Consider the following 21069-nt stretch of genomic DNA (forward strand, 5'->3'; position numbering starts at 1 on the left):
TCGTTTGGAATTTATTTTATAACGTCATCTGGATTCCAATGTTGAAAACCCGCTGGGTCGGATATTTCAGTCCCGATCCGCCGCCCTGTTCGGGGTCCCACAACTTGAATTTCGAGAAGGTCAGCAGGTTCGATCCGCTGATGTAGAAACGCATTTTCTTGTAGGTATAGCCGATCTCCGCGTTTTTCAGTTTCAGGAACGACGCGTCGCGGAGCCAGTAGGTCGAGGCAACCGTGTTGTTGCCGTATTCCACGACGCTCAACCGCGGATAGGCCGCATAGATATTCGGATTGCTTTCGCTCCAGTAATCGTCGGCGACGAACTGCATGACGTTGCGCTTGACATTGTTATTGATACCGAACGGATGGAATCCGCTCATCACGAGCGACGTATTGGCCGTACCCTGGAAGAAGACCGAGAAATCGAGTCCTTTCCACTGCGCTGAAAACCCGAACCCGTAGACGATCTCCGGCACTTCGGGATACCCTGCATAAATACGGTCGTTCGAATTGATCGTGTTGTCGTAGTTGCCGTTCGCATCGGGCTGGTTGACGTATTTGATGTCGCCGGCCATGATTTCACCGCCCAGCAGTTGTTCAGGACTGTATTTCACCTCGTTATTGTCGATAAACAGGCGTTGCGCCTCATAAAGCAGGAACGAATTGACCGAACGGCCGACCCGCGAAAGATTGGGATACTGCAGGTAATCCGGCTCATCCTGTTCGAGCACCCGGTTGCGGGCGAAGGTGAAGGTTCCTTTGGCAGAAATGAAGAAATCCTTGCCGATCTGATGGGTATAATCCATCGAGAGATCCAAACCGCGATTTCTCACCTTACCCAGATTGCCGTACACTTTTGTCGTAGCCGTTCCGAGAAAAGCCGGAACTGTGCCGCGTTCCAGGAAAATACCGCTCCGGACCTCCTGAAACAGATCGACCATTACATTCAGTCGGTTATAAAATTGCAGATCGACACCGACATTGAGTTTTTCTCCGGTTTCCCAAGTGATCTTCTTATTCTCGAAACGGTTGTAAACGGGACCGCTCAGCGTATACTCCCCGTCGGCGCCCGTCGTATATCCGGCTCCGGAAAGGGAGAGGTCCGACATGTACATGAAACGCGTCTCCTCGCTGTCGTTGCCCACAAGACCGTACGAACCGCGGAGTTTGAAATAAGAGACGGCCTTCTTGATAGGCGCCCAAAATTTCTCCTGACTGACCACGTATCCCACGGCCACCGAAGGGAAAAAGCCGAAGCGCCGTCCCTCGGCGAAATTCTCACTGCCGTTGTATCCGAAATTGGCCTCGATGAGGTAACGGTTGTCGTACCCGTAGGTCAGACGGCCCGCAAGGCCCTGTTTACGCTTGGGCAAAGAACTGAACAGACTACCGGGATTTCCGAGCGCAGTCTCCTCCTGATTATACACGACCATAGCACTCACGTCATGACGGCCGAAACTGCGGTTATAGTTGATCATTCCCTGGATATATATCTTGCGGTCTCCGTCAGTACTGCTGGAGGTGGCGAGTGTCGTACTTTGCTCGTTGCCGCGGATCTCCAGATCATAGTCTTCCAATCCGTCATCGCCCGTATGCGTACCCGAAATTTCGTAGGAATTATAACCTGCCGAACGCGATGTCTGGGTATAGGAATAGTTCTTGAAAGAGATCAGCGCCGAAGCGGAAAGCCCTTCGGTGATGAAATCGAAATTCTGATCCAGACTCAGATTGGCGTTCAATACGCTCTGGAACTCGTCTTTGTAGCCGGTAACCATTTCAGCCACGGGATTCTTCACCATGGCTTTGCCGCCCCAACGGATATGGTTTACCGTCGGATCGTCGGGAAAGGTTATCGGCATATCGGCGGGATTGCCGTTCATGATCATTCCGAAAATGTTTTCGCTGCTTTTCACCGGCCCGTGCGTATCCCGGAGCTGGGTGTTGATTTTCAGCGACACTTTGGTAGACTTCGTAAGATTGACGTTGACATTGTTCTGGAAAGCGTAACGCCAAACCGAGTAATTGTTGTTATAGGAGAAGTAATCCCGGCTCAGGTTCTTCAACATACCTTCCTCGTGACGGACGGTGGCGCTCATGAAGTAATCGACCCTCGAACTGCCGCCGCGGATATTGAAGTTAAAGTTTTCGTTGACTGCCAAATTTTTAAACATCTCATCGTACCAATCCACATCCGGATAGATATATTTGTTGCTGCCGGCCCGCGTACCGTCGATCTTCGCCTGCGTATAAGGAATCTGCCCCGTACCGCGCGTCAGAACCGACTCGTTGTACATCTGCATGTAGGTCACCGCATCAACCGTTTCCGGGCGGCTCGTCGGAGTCGAAAGAGCCGTCTCGAAGCGAAAATTAATGACCGGCTTATCCAGATTCTTACCGTTCTTCGTCGTAACGATCATCACGCCGTTGGCTCCCCGCGAACCATAGAGAGCGGTCGCCGTAGCATCCTTGAGCACCGAAAAACTCTCGATAATCTCCGGGTCTAGCCCGTTCAGTTCATTCGCGTCGATAGCCACACCGTCAAGGATGATCAACGGCTTGGTCGCGGAACCGAACGTGGAGATACCGCGTATCCAGAAATCCGCCTGGTCGGCACCGGGCTGTCCATTGCGCTGCACGGCGATCACACCGGCCAGGCGTCCGGCAAACCCGGTCGACAAACTCGACGAAGGCATCCGCAGTTCCGCGGGAGCGATGGACTGTACCGAGCTCACCAGCATGCCTTTCTTTTGCTGGCCGTAACCCACCACCACAACTTCGTCCAACGCATTGGCGTCCTGTTTCAACGCCACGTTGAGATAATTCTCACGGCCAACCGCAATCTCCTGGGCTTCATACCCGACATAGGAGAAAAGCAGTGTTTTCCGGTTTGCCGGCAGGTTGATCGAAAACATTCCGTTCAGGTCCGTCGTAGTACCGATGGTCACACCTTTTACCTGTACGGTGGCTCCGATCAGCGGCTCTCCGGTGGCCGCATCGGTGACAGTACCGGAAACCGTTCGGGGAGCAGACTGTGCATATATTCCGCAAGGAACCGCGAAAATACCTCCGGACAACACGGCGAGCATAATCAACCGCGCAGTCCGCAACATATTATCAATCTTAATACATTTCATGATTTTCTGGGATCAAACATTAGCGATTCGTAGAGATGGGACCCGACTACAAATAGAGAACGGGATAAGAAGTAATGTCGTAAACGTGTGTCATGAGCATGTTTCATTTTACAATTTTCAGATAAAGTAGTTTCGGTTGAAATGCCGATACAAAATTCTTCTCTTATTTAGAAAAAAGGTCGAAATTTTACCGGAAAAACACCGTAAGGAAAATAAAGTGGGATTCCTTCGTTTTTTTTTGGATTTCGGCAACCCATTCGTTATTTTTGGCTATGCATTCATCTATAATCCAATGAAAAAGATCATTTTAACAACTCTTTGCTGTCTGACGGCCGCACTCACATCCGCAAGGGAAAAATCTCCGGTCACGATCATCATGCAGGTTTCGGACCCCCAGATGGGGTTCTATGCCGACAACCGCGACATGGCCTATGAAACCCGCACCCTCACAAAAACCGTCGAAGCAATAAACAGGCTCCGCCCCGATGTCGTCGTCTTCACCGGCGATTACGTGCACAATGCAGCGGACGAGAGCCAATGGACGGAATTCCTGCGGATCGTCGCAGAAATAAATCCCCGCATCAAGACCCTTTATCTCCCGGGCAACCACGACGTCCGGCTGGAAGAGGGTTCCGTCGATGTGGAACCCTACACGAAACACCTCGGAATCGACCGCTTCTGTGTGCGTGTGAACGGGATCCTACTGACCGGAATCAACTCGGATTACCTGAAAGACGAAACCCGGGACCCCTCGAAAGAAGAGAATCAGTTCCGGTGGCTGGCCCGTTCGCTCAAAAAGAAAAGGCCCAGCCGGACATCTCTTGTCTTCGCACACCACCCGTTCTTTCTCCGGCAAATCGACGAACCGGACGGCTATTCGACCATTTCGCCGGAAAAACGCCGGAGATATTTCGAACTGTTCCGGGAAACCGGTGTGCAAACCGTCTTTACGGGACATTTGCACGACAACGCGGAGACATCGTACGACAACATCGGAATGATAACCACGAGTGCCGTGGGCCGACCGTTGGGAGACGCTCCTTCGGGAGTGCGGATTATTGTCATCAAGGATCGAACGATCATCCACCGGTACTATCCGCTCGATGAAATACCGGACGCTCGAACCGGACTGATCCAGGCTCTCCGATAACGGAGTTCAAATTCCGGACGGTACGACGAGGCCGGTTCGACGAATCGGCCTCGTCGCTTTCAGAGCGTAAAAACCATTGCTATCGGATAGTGATCCGAAATGTAAGGCGCCCCGTAATCGCCGTCGAGGGTGACGAACTTTCGACATTTCATCCTGCCGCGGTAGAAAAGATGATCGAGAATAATCGTGTCCGGAGCCGATCCGAAACCATTGAATGTTCCCTTTTGATCGGTTTCCGCCGCTGTATCGCGTGCCGAAGCCATCAGTCTGGTCAACGGCTTGAGATGCGGATTGTCAATGGATGTATTAAGGTCTCCGCCCAAGATAACCGCCGCTTTCTTACCGGCAATCTGTCGAATCTTCGTCACGATCAGTTTCACGCCCTCCTCACGGGCAATTTTCCCTTGGTGGTCGAGGTGAGTGTTGAAATAGAAAAACTCTTTGCCCGAACTCTTGTCGCGCAATTCGACCCATGTTACCGTGCGGTTGCAGGCGGCATCCCATCCGCGCGACACGTTGTCGGGAGTCTCGCTGATCCAGAAGGTGCCGCTGTCCAGCAGTTCGAACCGGTCGCGGAGGTAGAACACCGCCATCGTTTCGCCGCCTTCGGCCCCGCCGTCACGATCTTCGCCGACACGGGCATACCGGGGACATTCGGTGTCGATGTAATACAACTGGTCTTGCATGGCTTCCTGCACGCCCATCACATCGGGAGCCTCCTGCCGGAGCATTTGCGCCGTGGCGTGACGACGGTTCGGCCAACTGTTGTCGCCGTCGCGCCCCCAACTGGTACGCATATTGAAAGAAATCAGTTTGATAGATACTGCATCCTGACCGGCCTGGACCGAGTTCGAGAAACAGAACGCAAGCAGCAAAAAAAGCATTGTCTTTTTCATCGGAATATTTATTGGTTCGTTGCCTGATAGATTTTACCATTTATTTTGATTCTCAAATTCTTCCATTGCGGCGGCAGGACAGACGGGCGCTGCACGAGACCGTCCGCCGTAATCTCCAGCCCGCCGAATCCGAACAGCACGGCCTGCAACATGCCGCCCGCACCCGTCATGAAATAGGGATTGCCGCTGGTGGCCGTTTCGGCAAACACCCCGAACGGCGGCCGCAGGTTGGGCAAGTAGGAGCGACGGAACATTTCGCAGGCTTTTTCGGCCATTCCGAGCCGGGCATACTGAATCGCAAAAACCGAGTAACTCATCGCCGGACCGTTACGCGGATCGATTCGGCGCTCGTAGTATTCCAGATCGCGCAACTGAGCTTCGCGTCCGGTCACGATGCCCAGCGGATAGCCCAGCAGGTTGGCATCGGCCTGTTTGATCATCTCGCCGTCGTAGCCGGCATGCTCGCGCGTCGTTCCGTCGGCGAAGTGCGGGATGCGAAGGCCCGCGGCTACTGCACTCCACTGCGGATCGGGACGCTCGCCGCAAAGCTCCGCCGCAGCCGAAGCGTACTCCAGTGCCCGGCGGGCCGCGCCGTTGGTAAAGGCATTGTCCGTGACGCCGACGGCGTATTCGTTGGCTCCGATCACATTGCGGATCGAGTAGCTGCCGTCGGCATTCGCCGTAACGCGATCGCACCAGAAACGTGCAGCCTCGCGCATCAGCGGGAAACCCTCGCGGCGCAGCCACTCCCGGTCCTGCGTCACACAGTAATAGTTCCAGCTGGCGATGGCGATATCGGCTGTAATATGATGTTCGAGCGGACCGGTGAGGGCAAAGGTCGGCGTAGCCTCCTCGCCCCGGTCATCCCCTTCCCAGGGGAACATCGCGCCCCGATAGCCGTGGGCGTAGGCCCGACGACGGGCCGCATCGAGTCCGTCGGTTCGGTAATCGAGCATCTGGCGCGCCAGGCAGGGCCGGAGCACCAGCAGCGCCGGATACATCCAGATCTCAGAATCCCAGAAGATATGACCGTTGTAAAAGCCCCGGGCCGAAAGGCCCATCGGCGGAATACTCCGGCGACTGCCTTCACGGATAGAGCCGTAAAGGTTGAACAAGGCGAAACGCACATCCAACTGTGCCGTGGGATCGCCTTCGATCTCGATATCGCCCTGCCACAACTCCGCCCATTTCCGTTCGTGTGCCGCAACGAGTTGCGCCGCTCCCTCCCGGGCTGCATAAATAGCCTGCCTTTCCGATTCATTCCACGGGTCGGCGAAAGCGGCTGTAGTACAGATTGTTCCCACAAGGGAGAACGACGCCCGGCCGCCCTTGCGCAGAACAATCCTCACGCTTTCCGGTGAGACCGCTTCGCACCCTTCACCGCAAAGAAAAGTCGACGAAGCCACAATATGGTCGCGGCCGCGGTTGTAACTGCCGGAAGTGCGCTGTACGGCAATACGGCTGCCGTCCTCACATCCGACCGTGCGCGACTCCCGCAGGGTGTCGGCGAACTCTCCGGGAACGGTATGACCGTTTGAAAAAAGAACCTCTGCATCGCGTTCCGCCGTCACTTCCACTTCTGTCATAAGAGCGTAAGGCATGTTCCGCAAGGCCCGTATACGATAGACGACCGTCACACCGTCCGTTGAAAAACGGGTCGTGTGCACTGCACGCCGCATATCGACCGACTGATGCTGTGGACGGACCTCCGACGGATCGAACCGATGACCATCGACAGCCATTGTCAACCCCAGCGGATTGATCCCTTCCAGAATACGACTCACATCATCTCCGAACCCCGGCTCATAACTCCCTCCCAGAATCACAGAACCGAGGGCAAAAGGCTCCCGCCCCACGGCTACGCCAATTTCTCCGTTGGCCATGGCGACGGCAAAATAATCAGCCGTGGTATCTCGTGCGGTAATTACCCACCCTTCGCTGCGGGCATCGACCGACAGCGGAACGACCGACAGCAGCACGCCCCAAAAAACAAGTCTCATCATGGTTCTATTCATTTACGGGAACAAACGTCACGGCCTGCCCGCCACGGGCAGTCATTGCAATTTCGAGCATATCGGCAGAAGTCACGGTCCGTTTTTCGATGCGATAGTTTTCGGGATTCTCCGCAGAATCCGGAGCGTCGGCATAGATCGTTGCAGTATAAGTCATACCGGACTTCAGGAAGCCGAGTTTCTGGGTCAATGTCCGGGGCTCATCGTTCGTGCCGGCGCCCAGGAAGAAACTGTCATCCGCACGGCGTACGACGACAATATATTCGCCGGGTTCACCCTGCAATGCTTCGGACCAGTCACAGTCGGCATCGAAATCCCGGAAGAATTGGAAAGCCGGATGTCCCTCGTAGTTTTCGATCAGATCGGACGCCATCTGAAGCGGAGAATAAATAATCACCCAGTTGGCAATCTGACGTGCCAGCGTAGTCTTGATACAACACGAATTGTTGTCGCCGTTCCACTCCTGCATTCCGGTTTCCCGGCCCCGGACGCGCGAGTAATCAAGATCGAATACCCCCGGCGTATAATCCATCGGACCGCTCAGGAGCCGTACGAAAGGCAGCGTACAGAGATACTCCGCGGAGTTCCCTTCCGACCATGCGTTCCACTCCATGCCGCGTGCCCCCTCCCGGGTCATCATATTGGGCCACGTGCGGCGAATGCCCGTATCCTTGATCGGCTCGTGGGCATCGATGACGATCCCATAACGGGCCGCCGTCTCGACGACACGCTGGTAGTGCCGCACGCCATACTGCGAGTGGTGGAGCTGGCCGTCCCTGAAGCCTCCGGCATATCCCGTTTTGACGGCATGCACACCCAATCCGGCATAGCGCTGCATAGCCGTTTCCAGAGCCGCTTCATATTCAGGAATATTACCACCCGTTTCATTGTGCATCCACAACTCGATGTTCTTCTCCCGGGCATACGCGGCAATGCGGTCGAGATCGAAATCTGCATAGGGCTTCACATAATCGAAGTGCTGCGTTTTACCCCAGTTCTCCCAGCCTTCGTTCCACCCTTCGAACAACACTCCCTGAATATTGTTCGCCGCTGCGAAGTCAATATGACGCAGAGCATTCTCCGTCGTCGCTCCATGCCGGGGTGCCATTGTCCATGTATGGGTGCCGAGATGCAGTCCCCACCATACGCCGATATATTTCTGCGGTTTGATCCACGAAGTGTCAGCAATCTTCGAAGGCTCGTTCAGGTTAAGGATCAGCGACGAGTTGATCAGGTCCACCGCTTTGTCTCCCACTTGGATCGTCCGCCACGCCGTCATGAATTTCGAGGGAATACGAGCCTTTATACCGTCAGGCAGCGGAGCCAACTCGGCTTTGAAGGCCAGCGAATCGGTCCGGTAGAGATTCATTTCGGGGAAATCGTACAGCGCCGCTTCGTGAATCGAACCGTATGTGCCGTCCACACGGAATGTGAAAGGCGTATTGGCGTTTTCGACGGCCGAAACCGGCAGTTCGCGATACAACAATTCATAGGTGTTGAAATTTCCAGGAATCGACCACGACACGCCGTCTTCGGCGAAGCGGAATTCGGTCAGTTCATCGGTGACGGTCAGCGAATCGAGGTCCGGCACCTCCCATTCATAGCGGAATGCCACACCGTCGTCAAAAGCCCGGAAACGAAGCGTCAGCAACACGCCGTCGTCGTTTTTCAATACCGCCGTCATTTCGTTGTGGCAATCGCGCAGGATTTTATTTTCGCCCCACGGCTGCGTCCATGTTTCGTCCACGGACCTTTTCACAATCTCCCGTACCGAAAAGCCGCCGGCGAGGTTCCGTTCTTGCACCACGAGGCCCAAGGCAGAAGGAAGGATCAAAGGTTTGCCGTCGCGTTCGACGGTATAGGCCATGCAGCCGTCGGCGCCCGTCACGAACGAAAGGCGTGTGCGCCCGTCGGGAGAAATTATCTCCGGATTCCCGCCGCATGCAAACAGAAGCAAGCACACACAGGACAAAAACAAGTTCCGGAACGAGAACTTCAAAGTTTGGTTCATGCTAAATTTATTTAAATGAGGTTATTGTAATTTTCGGGCTATTTGCCGGTCATACCTTAAGGAAAGTGTTTTTTCGATACAAGAAATAGAGAAACAGCCAGCAGAGCACGATATAACCTATATCGTAGATCACCGCCCCTACTGTTTCACTGCATTTGGAAGCAAGTCCGCCGACGAAAAAATCGGACGCATAACGCAGTGGAATAATCCGCTGCGCCATATAAATCGTAATGGAATTCAATCCGATAACCCGGAAAACGAACGTCCATCGTTTGTACCCGCACACGTCAATCAGGTAATAAAACAAGGCGGTCATCCCCAGCGAATAACCGGAGACCACGCAAGTGAACGAACTGCTCCATAAATTCTTGTTGACCGGCATGATAAGATTCCAGCACAAGCCCGCCGTCGTGATCGCCAGTGCGGCGACGGCCATATAGAACGCTTTCCAAGAGCCAGAGAGCCCTCTCCGGCCATCGAGCAAAAATTCGCCGGTGAACATTCCGAATAGAGCCGATACGACTGCCGGCAGGGTGCTCAATATCCCTTCCGGATCGAATGCCCCGTAAAGGATGTGTCCGGGAAGGTACTGTCGGTCAATCCATCCGGCCAGACACCCCTCCACCGAAAGCGGATCGGCACCGACCGGAGCATCGGGGGCTACGACCAGGCCGAGCAGCAGTGAATAGCCTATTAGGATAATCCCGGCAACAGCTATCCGAGTTCTCACGCTGCAATACACGCAGAGCAGTGCGGCGAACATCCAGGCCAAGCCGATCCGTCCCAGCACGCTTGCTATGCGCAACGAGGAGAAATTGAGCTCGAACAACCCGTTATAAACCATTCCCAACAGGGCAAGAATCAGTCCGCGGCGGAAAATCCGGTCCAGAATCCGTTTTCTGCCGAATCCGCGTGCACGCTGTTTGGCCAGCGAGAAGGGGAACGCCACGCCTGCGATAAAAAGAAACAGAGGAAAGATCGTGTCTTGAATCGTTAGTCCATTCCACGCCGCATGCTGCATCTGCGACGCAAGCATATCGGTAAAAGATCCGGGCCACAGTGCGCACAACGAGGTCACGAGCCCTGAAAAGCCCATAATAAAGAACATATCGACCCCCCGCAGGGTGTCCAAAGATAAAAGTCGTCTGTTCGGGTTCATCATCGCAGTATATTTAGCACCGGTAGACCGATTTATTCGCCCGTTCCATCGAAGAAATAGGAGGCGTAGCGATAGCCGCATTTGTCGTAAAGTTTCCGGAATACCGTCATGCGCCGGGTGAAATCCCCGAAATCGCGGCGGTCGCAGGCCCATCCCACCTCCGCTAATGCGGCCAGCCGCGGCAAGGCCATATGCTGTGCATGGGCAAAAGAAGCGATATATTCCGTCCATATATTCCCTTGTACTCCCTGAATACAGGATTGTTCCGCTGAAGAAAGACGGTCATAGGGATCGAACGAATAAACCTTACGAACCGGCACGTAACCGCCGATACCGAGTGGTTCGAGGCGCTCCGGCTCCTGCGTCTGAAAATAATCGAGATAACAATGCGTGTTGGGGGTCATGATCACCTGATTCCCGGCCTTGGCAGCGGCAACGCCGCTATCGGCACCGCGCCACGACATAATCGTAGCCGTCTTTGAAATCCCTCCTTCGAGTATTTCGTCCCACCCGATCAGATTGCGCCCCCGGGCGTTGAGCCATTTTTCAATCCGATGGACAAAATAACTCTGCAATTCGTTTTCATGCTCTAACCGCTCATTACGGATACGCTGCTGACAGGCGGGACAGCTCGTCCAACTCTGTTTGGGACACTCATCCCCGCCGATATGGATATATTCCGAGGGAAACAGTTCACACACCTCTGCAAGCACGTTCTCCATGAATTCGAACGTCGAATCCTTGCCCGCGCAATAAACTTCCGGGAATACACCCCATCGCGTCCGTACCATATACCCCTCACCGGCACACCCCAGCCAGGGATAGGCCGCCAGTGCCGCCGAGGCATGTCCCGGCATTTCGATTTCAGGGATGACCGTAATGAACCGTTCGGCCGCATAGGCTACGACGTCACGAATTTGTCGCTGCGTATAGTATCCTCCCGAAGGTATGCCGTCGTAGATATTCGTATTGCGTCCAAGGACTGTTTCGGCACGCCGTGACCCCTCTTTCGTCAATCCGGGATAATGCCTGATCTCGATACGCCATCCCTGGTCGTCGGTCAGATGCCAGTGAAAACGGTTGAGTTTGTGGAGCGCCAATATGTCGATGAACGTTTTGATCTCGTCAACCGTGAAGAAATGACGGCAGCAGTCGAGCATGGCGCCGCGATAAGCGAAACAAGGTTCATCCTCCACATGCACTGCCGGAAGTCGCATGCCATACTGCGAGATAAGTTGACGCAAGCTCTGCAATCCGTAGAAGAGTCCCGAAGGGGAACCGCCCGTCACGGCGACACGCCCTTGGCCGATGTCGAGCGAATAGGCCTCCGCCCTGAGCGCCGGATCGATCCCGAGTACGATGCCGCTTTCGGAAATTCCGGAAACTTTCAGCCGAAGTCCATGTTCCCGGCAAATATCCCGCACGAAGAGTTCCGCGACACTCCGCAACGCTTTAGCCCCGCCGGGTACAGCGATCCGCGATCCGGCGGAGAGCACCGCTCCTTCGCCAGTTGCGTAAGCGATGTGCTGAGGCATGGGAACGATCGCGGGAGAATCCGCCGCTCGGGTTTCCGTAAATGAAACAGCAAGCGCCATGACGGCAAAAAAAACATTTTTCATATCGGTATGTTTTAGAACGGTTTCAGGGAATGTTAGGGGTGTCCCACACCCGGGTTTCCACGCATCGGACGAACAGGGTCTCCGTACCCATACGGATCCGGAAATCGCCCTTTTCGAGCCGCCAGCGACCGTCATAACCGACAAACGCCAGATCGGATGCCGGTATCGAAAGCGTCACCGTACGGGTTTCGCCCGGTTCAAGGGAGATCTTCTCGAAATTGCGCAGCCGGATCACGTCAGGCGTCAGGCTTGCCACCAAATCGCTCGACCAGAGCAATACGGCCTCCTTGCCCGCGCAGTCGCCTGTATTGGAGATATCGACCGTGAACGAAAGCGTATCTCCGGCCCGAAATTCCGTAAGGTTAGCCCGCAGATTTCCGTATTCGAATGTAGTGTAACTCAATCCGTGGCAGAAAGGCCATTGCACGTCCATCACGGCATCGTAGTTGTATTCGCCCTCCATCGTACCCCTTTTCTGACAGGGTTTGTAGTCATAGGTGGCCAACGCATCGGGCCAGCGCGGATAGGTAAAGGGAAGCCGGGCGCTGAAGTTCGCATCCCCGGCAAGCAGATTGGCCAGTGCGTCACCCCCGTAATTGCCGGGCAGCAGGATATCGACGACAGCCTGCGCCAACGGCTCTATATCGCCGATCAGACGCGGCCGTCCCTCGTTCAACACCAATACGAGGGGTTTCCCCGTAGACGCCAGTTCGCGGACCAGTTTTTTCTGGTTTTGCGACAAGTTCAGATCATTCATGTTGCCCGGAGTTTCACAATAGGAGTTCTCGCCGATGCAGACGACAATCACGTCTGCATCGGCCGCTGCCGAGACTGCTTCGCCGATTCCCCGCACACGCTCCACCTGCCAATTCTCCGAGGGGGTGCCGTATTCTACGCCTGGAATCCAGGTAACATGATCGAATTTACGCGCCAAGGCCTCGTAAATCGTATTGTAACGATCTGCAAACTCATCGCAACGCTCACCCTGCCAGGTGTAAGACCAGCCGCCGTTGAGACAGCGCATGGAATTGGCATTGGGGCCGGTGAGCAGGATACGCGCCGACTTCGGGAGCGGTAGCAGACCTCCGTCGTTTTTGAGCAGCACCTCCGACTCTTCGGCAGCTTGCAAAGCCACGGCGGCGAATTCATCACTCGCGAAACGATCGAACTTCGAAGTGTCCGGGAACGGCTCTTCGAACAGCCCGATGCGCATTTTCAACCGCAAAATCCGACGAACGGCATCATCGATGCGTCTTTCGGAAACCAGCCCTTCCTCGACCAGTTCACGGAGATAGACGCAGAAATCCCGGTCCAAAGGGACCATGGCCATATCGATCCCGGCATTTATAGCGATCCGAACCGCATCCTTGCGGCTCTCGGCGATATGATCCCGCTCATATAGATTGTAAATATCATTCCAATCCGTAACGATCACCCCGTCCCAGTTCAGTTCTTCCTTCAACCACCCCGTGAGCAACTCGCGGTTGGCATGAAAGGGCATACCGTCGTTGTTGGACGAGTTGACCATCAACGACAGCGCCCCGGCCCGGATACATTCGAGAAAGGGGGCAAAATATTTTTCGCGCAGGGCGTTGCGCGTAACGGACGAAGGCGTTCGGTCCTTGCCCGACACGGGGACGCCGTAGGCCATGAAATGCTTCAAACAAGCAGCCACCCGATACATCCCGATCCGATTGGGATCATCGCCCTGCAAACCGCGCACGGAAGCCGCCGCCAACCGGGAATTGACACAAACATCCTCTCCGTAACTCTCCCACATCCTCGACCATCGGGGATCGCGTCCCAAATCCATCACCGGCGCAAAATTCCACGGAATGGCACAGGCACGGGTTTCATAAGCCGAAATCTCCGACGAACGGCGCATCAGTTCACAGTTCAGCGCGGCACCCATGTTGATCCCCTGCGGAAAAAAGGTTGCACCGCGGGTGTAGGAAGCACCGTGCATTTGATCGACACCGTAAATGCAGGGAATCCCCAGGCAGTCGAGCGAACGACGCTGAATCCTACCGATAATCTGCGTCCATGCCTCCCGGGACTGCGCCTCATCGAACGGTACGTTGAGAATCGACCCGACTTTGTAATGTCCGATGACCGTATCGAGCAGCTCATCGCTGATGAACGGATGCCCGGAATCATTCATATCGGTCACCATGCTGACGGTCAACTGACACATTTGGCCGATTTTCTCTTCAAGCGTCAGGCGGCCGAGTATCTTTTCAATCCGGGTTTCGATCTTCGCGTCGGGCCGGATAGCGGGCGGCACTGCTGCAAACAGCGCATTGCAGCCCATACAAATCAACAAACAAGCTATTATTTTCATTGCATCAGAATTTGAGTCGTCGCAGGGGCTCCTGCGGTTTCAGTACGTCATGCACCTTGCGCTCGGAAGCTTTGGCGACAAAAGGCAGCCGCTGGACAATGTCGTCGGCAGAACGCCCCAGTTCGGCCATATAGCGCCCCGAATCGACGACAAACGCCGAAATACGCTCGTCGAACGAGGCCAGATCGGCAGCCGCGAAACGAAGGGTCAGCGCCTGCGACTCCCCGGGCTGCAATTCCCGGCTTTTGGCAAAAGCCCTCAATTCGCGCACGGGCTTCGGCAGCGCCCCTTGCGGGGCTGCAACATAAAGTTCAACGACCTCCCGTCCGGCGCGCGAACCTGTATTGGTTACACGGAGCGTTACCGCATAATCCGTCCCGGAACGCCTGACGGCCGCATCCGTCCACTCGAAGGTCGTATACCCCAAACCATAGCCGAAAGGATAGGACACCGCCTCCGGAGCATGGGTCGAGAAATAGCGGTAACCCACCCAGATATCCTCCTCGTAACAAGTGAATCCCAGGTTTCGCAGGTGCCGTTCCGGGGCGTCGTCGGCCCAATCGCCGCAGCGCCCCCGATAGTCGAGCGGAAAATTCTTCGATGACGGATGATCCGAATAATCCGCCGGAAAAGTCATCGGCAGCCTTCCCGAAGGCGATACGCGGCCGCTCAAAACATCAGCCATGGCATTCCCGGCTTCCAAACCTCCCTGCCAGGCCAACAAGATAGCGTCGGGAAGTTCCTTCCACGACATGGTTTCGATCACGCCGCCGATATTGAGCACCACGACCACCTTCTTACCCGCGGCATGAAACGCCGAGCAGACCGATTCGAGCAGTTCCCGTTCGGCTTCCGTCAGGTAGAAATCCGATGTAGGACGATCGTTGTATTCACCCGAATTGCGGCCTAAGGCAACGATGGCCGCATCGCTGTCCGCCGCACGCGAAGCGATGAATTCCGGCGTCAGCGTCGTTTCGGGGACAAACCACTTTTCGCCCAAATAACGCAGGGCGTTCTGCTCCGCGAGCAGTGCCTCACCGAAAGACATGTATTTTGCATAGAGATCTGCCGTACGGGTGTTAAGCCGGAATCCGGCGTTGCGCAAACCTTCGTCCAAATCGACCGTATAGGCTTTGTTGACGTGTCCGGCGCCCGTACCTCCGGCAATGCAGTCATAGGCATTGACTCCGAACACCGAGAGATTACATCCTGCGGCAAGTGGTAAAGCAGCGCCTTCGTTGCGGAGCAAAACCATGCCTTCCGCTGCCACCTGACGCGATACGGCAGCATGTGCTTCCAAGTCGGGAGTCTCCGACACGGCTTGTTTCCGGAAACGGGGCGTCCGCAGAATATATTCGAGTACACGGGTCACACACCGGTCAACATCCGCCTCGGCGAGTCTCCCGCTGCGCACCGCTTCTACAATCTCTCTCGCCTGAGCCGGTTCTCCCGGCATCATCAGGTCGTTGCCGGCATGTACTTGTGCCACGGTGTTACGTTTTCCGATCCAGTCCGACACGACAAGACCTTCGTAGCCCCATTCGTCGCGCAGAACAGAGGTCAGCAACTCGCGGCTCTCCTGCGTATAAGGTCCGTTGATACGATTGTAGGACGACATGACCGTCCACGGACGCCCCTCCTTGACGGCGATCTCGAATCCTCGCAGATAAATCTCACGCAACGCACGTTGCGACACCCGGGCGTCATTCTGTAAGCGCATCGACTCTTGGTTGTTGGCCGCAAAGTGCTTGACCGAAGTCCCTACGCCTTGCGACTGAATGCCCCGCACCATCGCCGCGCCGCATTTGCCGCTCAGCAACGGGTCCTCGGAATAATATTCGAAATTGCGGCCGCAGAGCGGATGGCGGTGGATGTTCATACCCGGACCGAGAATCACGTCGCAGCCATATTCGAGCACCTCGTTACCCATTGCTGCGCCACAGCGTTCAATAGCCGCCTCGTCCCAGGTCGAGGCGAGCATCGTGCCGATCGGAAAAGCCGTACAGAAATAAGTCCGTGCATCTCCTGCACGTTCCGGATCGATACGAAGGCCCGCAGGACCGTCGGCCATCACCGTTGTCGGAATGCCGTAGGATTCCAAAGAGCGGGTAGTTCCGGCCGAACCGGGAACTGTTTTCAACGTGCGGCCCGTTACAGCGCCCTCGCCAGCGTAACCCTCCATTGAGGTTCCCACCAGCAGGCCGGCCTTCTCCTCAAGGCTCATAGCCGCAACGATCTTCCGGACCGGAGCCTCGCCCAACCGGGGCTTTGCAGACGGAACCGCCACGACCAGCGTCACGGGAAACAAAAACAGTGCGATCAGTAGTTTTTTCATAAAGTATCGATTAACGGTCTGTCGAGGCGTATACCTCGGGAGTATTCAGATAAGTATAGTAATTATCGACATTGCGGCGGGCATCGACATAGAGTTCCGTCATGGTCCCCTCCATCCTGCCTGCGACAAAGAGCGCCGCCCGGACGGTTGTCCCCGCTTTCACGACAAAAGGCCCGTCGTAAAGGTCTGATCCGGGAACCGGGGCCGTACCGTCCAAAGTATAGCGTACTTCGGCGGGATATTTCTCCGTGTCGAGCGTCACCCGGGCCTTTTTGCCTTCGGAAAGCATCTGAGCCGTAATCACAACGTCGTCGCTCAATGGAAAAGCATTGATTCCCCGCGCATGCAGCAACGATACATGAACATTGATACGACGACGGAAATCATTCCACTCACATCGCTCCCGGGGAGTCCAGGCAAGTTCGGAAACAGCCAGCAAACGCGGGAAAATCATGTATTCCAAATGTTTTTCCGTTTCTATAAACTCGGTCCATGTGCAACCCTGTACCCCGATGACGTGCTCTTTGCCGCCGTCATAGATATATTCGACCGAATCCGGCGAAACGAATTCACCGCGAATTATCGATTCATTGTCGGCCGCCTTTGCAGGGGTATCGGGGACGGGATGAAAACCGTACATCTTCCGAATCGGCGAGAAACCGCCCATCGCGCGCGGCTGTGTATGAGGATCGGCCTGATACCAGTCGAAATAGAGGATCTCGCCCGGCGACATGACCACATCGTAACCGCGGTTGGCCGCCTCGATGCCTCCTCGCTGCCCCCTGTAGGAAATTACCGTAGAGGTGGATCGCAGGTTGTTCTTCAGGATTTCATCCCATCCGATCATCGTGCGTCCGTGTTCCGCCAGAAACTTTTCGGCGTGTTCGACCAGATAGCATTGCACCTGGTCCACTCCGCCCAACTCCCTGGCCAGATGCCGGCATCTGGGACAGCTCTTCCAAGCTGTCCGGTCGGCCTCGTCGCCGCCGATATGGATGTATTTCGAGGGGAACAACTCCAGAACCTCGGTCAGGACCTCGTCCATAAATTTCAACGACAGCGGATTGCCGACGCAAAACTCGCCGGAAGTATAGGCCCGGCCCGAGCAGCAGAGCTCCGGATAAGCTGCGAAAACCTCGTCGGAGTGCCCCGGGAACTCAATTTCCGGAATCACCTCGATGAAGCGTTCGGCAGCATAGGCAACGATTCTGCGAATTTCCTCTTTCGTATAGTAACCGCCATAGGCCCCCGGTGTGTCCTCGGGTACATAATGCCTGTCGCCGTAACTCCACCATTCGAGCCAGTCGGACTCCGTACGGAATGCTCCCAGCCGGGTCAGCAGCGGATAAGCGTCGATCCTGATGCGCCAGCCGCCGTTATCCGCCAGATGGAAATGAAATTTGTTAAGCTTGTACCGTGCCATTTCATCGAGGAGCCGGAATATCGTTTCAACGGGGAAAAAGTGCCGCGAAACATCGAGATGAATACCCCGATAACCGAAACAGGGATTATCGATGATTTCCACGCAGGGAATCCCCTGTGCGGTCGCCAACAGGCACAGCGTCTGCCGGCCGTAGAACAGTCCCGCGGAATCCAGGGCCGTAAGGTCAATGCCCCGGCGAGTCACTTTCAGCCGGTAACCCTCCGGACGAATCTCCGGAGCCGAAGGATCGATTCGGCAGGCAACGTACCCATCGCCTGCACGCTCCACGAATCGGGCGCTGTCCGTTTCAAAGTAACCTCCCGTAAAGGTTGCCTCCTGCGGCATCGGCACCAGAATCATTTCGCCGACAGATCTCCGGCAGGCAGTGCCGAAGAACGAAAGAGCGACAATGGAGATTGCAAAAATGAGTTTCATAATCATATCCTATGGATTGAGCCGATTCCATCCACTCTGCCGGGACAAAATCTACCGGGTACGAAAATACTCCTGACATGGATCATGCAGGTCGAATTTTTACCGAAAAACGGTTGTAGGCCCGCTTCTGCGGACAATCAAGCGATTTTATCGCCTTTTTCGTTCAGTCTGTCGATAAATTCCTTGGGAGAGAATCCGAATTTCTTTCTGAAGCACGTACTGAAATATTTCGGGTCGTTGAATCCGGAAGCATAGGCCAGATCGGCAATACGCATCTTCTTCTGCTCTTCGAGCAAATGATAGGCAGCACGCAGTCGCACGTCAATGATGAATGCAGCCGGAGTCAACCCGGTGAGCGATTTGAGTTTTTCGGTAAGAATCGTACGCGACATATTCATTTCACGGGTAAAATCGGCCTGTGCAAATTCGCAATCGTCGATATGCGCATTGACGCACGCCATAGCCTGACGCATGAACTTTTCGTCCATTGAAGTATACTCCAGTTTCTCCACCTCAAAAACCGGCTGATTACGGAAATGCAGGCCCCGAACCTCCAATTTCCGGAGTTGATTGACAATCTGGGCGTAGAGCAACTGCAGGTTGAAGGGCTTGGTGACATAGCCGTCCGCCCCTGAATTATACCCTTCAATCCGGCTTTCGTCGGCATTTTTGGCCGTAAGCAGGATAACCGGAATATGACAGTATTCGAAGGTCTGCTTGATCCGTCGGCACAATTCGATACCGTCCATGCCGGGCATCATGATATCCGAAACGATCAGATCGACCGGCTGTCGGGACAATATACGAAGCGCTTCTTCTCCGTCGGATGCCGTTTCAATTCGGAAATAGGGCGCCAAAAGATTGGAGATCAACAAGAGCAGTTCTTCGTTGTCATCGACGACCAACAGCGTATGGTCAGTGCGTGTGCGGGAGGGGGTATCGGTCATCGCCGCATCGGGCTGCACCGGAACGAATTCTCCGGCCCCTTCGTAAATTTTTTCCGCGGCATCGTCTCCGGTATCATCGTCGATCTCCTCTTCGGTATAAGCATCTCGACCTATGGGTAGCGTGATTCGGAAACAGTTGCCGTCCTGCTCGTCGCTCGACACCCGGATTGAACCTCGGTGGAGGTCGGTGAGATCCTTGACCAACGACAGACCGATACCGGTTCCAATCGTATGGTGTTTCCGGTAATTGCCGTCGTAAAACCGGCGAAAAAGTCCGTCGATAGTCTGCTGGGTCATCAGTTCGCCGCTGTTGGCGACCGAAATGCAGACCGAACAGTCGTCTCCGGTTTCGATCCGGATGATAATTTCACCCTTGTCGGGCGTGTATTTTGCCGCATTGGACAGCAGGTTGTAGACGATCTTATCGAGTTTGTCGGGATCGAACCAGCCGTCGACCTGTTCCGACGAAGCACGGAAATAGACCTTGAGCTGCTTTCGGGCCACAAGCGGGGCAAAAGCTTCCACACACCGGCGAACGAATCCGACGACATCGCCATGCGAAACACGGATTTTCAGATTCCCGCTCTCGACTTTCCGGAATTCGAGTATCTGCTGAATCAGTCGCATCAGCCGCGTCGCATTGGCCGACATGACACCGTAAAGAGTCTGATTGTCCCCTGTGCCGTTGTTCAGGTTCTGGAGCGAAGTAAGAATAATCGTCAGCGGAGTCATCAGTTCGTGAGTGACGTTGGTGAAAAACTGCAATTTGGCATGATTCAGTTCTTCGGTTTTTTGTCGCTCCAACTTCGAAATCTGCACCTCCTGACGCAGCCGGAGCCGGTAGCGCAGGAACCGCACGACCCCATAGGCGAGCACCAGCAGCAGCACGGAATAGATCGTCCAGGCCCACCACGAAAGCCACGGGGCGGGGAGTATCCGCACTGTGAGCGTCCGCTCGTTGCTGCTCCACACGCCGTTTTCCCCGGCAGCCTGCAGACGGAATGTGTAGGTTCCCGGTGAAAGATTGCTGTATGAGGCGAAACGGTGGTGCGAATCGGCCGTAACATACTCCTTATCAAATCCGTCGAGCCGGTATCTAAAAATATGATCGCGCGGATTGGCATAGGAGAGCATCGAGAATTCGATGAAGAAGTTGTTCCGGTCGTGCGTAAGCGTCACGGCATCCGTGTAATCGATATCCCGGAGAGAGATGCGCGATCGTTCCCGTGCGGGAATGGTCCGTAACGAACGATTATGCACCTTGAAGTCTGTGAGCACGATCGGCAGTCTCGTCTGGTGGGGCTGCGTGCGATTGCCGGTGAATATCATCAGCCCATTCGATCCTCCGAAAGCAATGCGTCCGTAATCGACCTGCGCCGAAGCGTTTCGGTTGAAGAAGAACGACTGCATGTCGGCCGATATAATATAGGTATTGATATGCTCGGGATTGCCCAGGCTGTCCGGCGAAAAGGAAAAGACCGAATTATTCGTGGTAATCCACATCCGGCCGTTTTCATCCCGGGCAATATTGCCGATACCTTTGTTTTCCAGATTCGGGAAAGCCGACACGGCCTTAAAGCTCCCTTCCGAAGGAATACGGACCGCAAG

The 21069-nt window shown here is 55.0% G+C and carries 11 protein-coding genes; 1 reads left to right on the forward strand and 10 read right to left on the reverse strand.

Annotation, left to right across the window (positions count from 1 at the left end):
* Positions 1-16 precede the first annotated feature (16 nt).
* Positions 17-3085 carry a SusC/RagA family TonB-linked outer membrane protein gene (locus tag HMPREF9720_RS14695; protein WP_009599108.1) on the reverse strand — a complete coding sequence of 1023 codons (3069 nt, stop codon included), beginning with the start codon at positions 3083-3085 and terminating at the stop codon, positions 17-19.
* Positions 3086-3425: 340 nt separating this feature from the next.
* On the opposite strand from HMPREF9720_RS14695, the gene HMPREF9720_RS14700 reads away from it, so the two are divergent.
* Positions 3426-4283, forward strand: coding sequence for a metallophosphoesterase (locus HMPREF9720_RS14700; protein ID WP_244076206.1), 858 nt, complete (start codon positions 3426-3428; stop codon positions 4281-4283).
* Positions 4284-4342: 59 nt separating this feature from the next.
* Here HMPREF9720_RS14700 and HMPREF9720_RS14705 read toward each other — a convergent pair whose 3' ends face one another.
* The 9 genes from HMPREF9720_RS14705 to HMPREF9720_RS14745 form a co-directional block, all read right to left on the reverse strand.
* Entirely contained in the window at positions 4343-5179 is an 837-nt protein-coding gene (locus tag HMPREF9720_RS14705) for an endonuclease/exonuclease/phosphatase family protein (RefSeq protein WP_009599127.1), read from the reverse strand.
* 8 nt (positions 5180-5187) lie between these two features.
* Complete coding sequence (locus tag HMPREF9720_RS14710) at positions 5188-7182, reverse strand: glycoside hydrolase family 65 protein (protein WP_009599083.1); 1995 nt, start codon at positions 7180-7182, stop codon at positions 5188-5190.
* A 4-nt stretch (positions 7183-7186) separates the two neighbouring features.
* Positions 7187-9202: a glycoside hydrolase family 97 protein gene (locus HMPREF9720_RS14715; RefSeq protein WP_009599144.1), complete on the reverse strand. Its 2016-nt coding sequence runs from the start codon at positions 9200-9202 to the stop codon at positions 7187-7189.
* A gap of 49 nt (positions 9203-9251) precedes the next feature.
* Positions 9252-10361 (reverse strand): acyltransferase family protein, encoded by a 1110-nt coding sequence (locus HMPREF9720_RS14720; RefSeq protein WP_014775057.1) that lies wholly within the window; start codon positions 10359-10361, stop codon positions 9252-9254.
* Positions 10362-10393: 32 nt separating this feature from the next.
* Entirely contained in the window at positions 10394-11980 is a 1587-nt protein-coding gene (locus tag HMPREF9720_RS14725; protein ID WP_009599092.1) for a beta-N-acetylhexosaminidase, read from the reverse strand.
* Positions 11981-12002: 22 nt separating this feature from the next.
* Complete coding sequence (locus HMPREF9720_RS14730) at positions 12003-14291, reverse strand: glycoside hydrolase family 3 protein (RefSeq protein WP_039940910.1); 2289 nt, start codon at positions 14289-14291, stop codon at positions 12003-12005.
* 34 nt (positions 14292-14325) lie between these two features.
* Entirely contained in the window at positions 14326-16656 is a 2331-nt protein-coding gene (locus HMPREF9720_RS14735; protein ID WP_009599090.1) for a beta-glucosidase family protein, read from the reverse strand.
* A gap of 10 nt (positions 16657-16666) precedes the next feature.
* Entirely contained in the window at positions 16667-18520 is a 1854-nt protein-coding gene (locus tag HMPREF9720_RS14740; RefSeq protein WP_009599147.1) for a beta-N-acetylhexosaminidase, read from the reverse strand.
* A 131-nt stretch (positions 18521-18651) separates the two neighbouring features.
* Positions 18652-21069, reverse strand: a 2418-nt coding sequence (locus HMPREF9720_RS14745) for a hybrid sensor histidine kinase/response regulator transcription factor (protein ID WP_039940924.1), incomplete at its 5' end; no start/stop codon positions are given.

It is taken from the genome of Alistipes sp. HGB5 (assembly GCF_000183485.2).
GTDB classification, from domain to species: domain Bacteria; phylum Bacteroidota; class Bacteroidia; order Bacteroidales; family Rikenellaceae; genus Alistipes; species Alistipes finegoldii.

Bases quoted from the DNA above. Each gene is read 5' to 3' on its own strand.
- HMPREF9720_RS14695 (WP_009599108.1), bottom strand. From the start codon at position 3,085: ATGCTCGCCGTGTTGTCCGGAGGTATTTTCGCGGTTCCTTGCGGAATA.
- HMPREF9720_RS14700 (WP_244076206.1), top strand. From the start codon at position 3,426: ATGAAAAAGATCATTTTAACAACTCTTTGCTGTCTGACGGCCGCACTC.
- HMPREF9720_RS14705 (WP_009599127.1), bottom strand. From the start codon at position 5,179: ATGAAAAAGACAATGCTTTTTTTGCTGCTTGCGTTCTGTTTCTCGAAC.
- HMPREF9720_RS14710 (WP_009599083.1), bottom strand. From the start codon at position 7,182: ATGATGAGACTTGTTTTTTGGGGCGTGCTGCTGTCGGTCGTTCCGCTG.
- HMPREF9720_RS14715 (WP_009599144.1), bottom strand. From the start codon at position 9,202: ATGAACCAAACTTTGAAGTTCTCGTTCCGGAACTTGTTTTTGTCCTGT.
- HMPREF9720_RS14720 (WP_014775057.1), bottom strand. From the start codon at position 10,361: ATGAACCCGAACAGACGACTTTTATCTTTGGACACCCTGCGGGGGGTC.
- HMPREF9720_RS14725 (WP_009599092.1), bottom strand. From the start codon at position 11,980: ATGAAAAATGTTTTTTTTGCCGTCATGGCGCTTGCTGTTTCATTTACG.
- HMPREF9720_RS14730 (WP_039940910.1), bottom strand. From the start codon at position 14,291: ATGGGCTGCAATGCGCTGTTTGCAGCAGTGCCGCCCGCTATCCGGCCC.
- HMPREF9720_RS14735 (WP_009599090.1), bottom strand. From the start codon at position 16,656: ATGAAAAAACTACTGATCGCACTGTTTTTGTTTCCCGTGACGCTGGTC.
- HMPREF9720_RS14740 (WP_009599147.1), bottom strand. From the start codon at position 18,520: ATGATTATGAAACTCATTTTTGCAATCTCCATTGTCGCTCTTTCGTTC.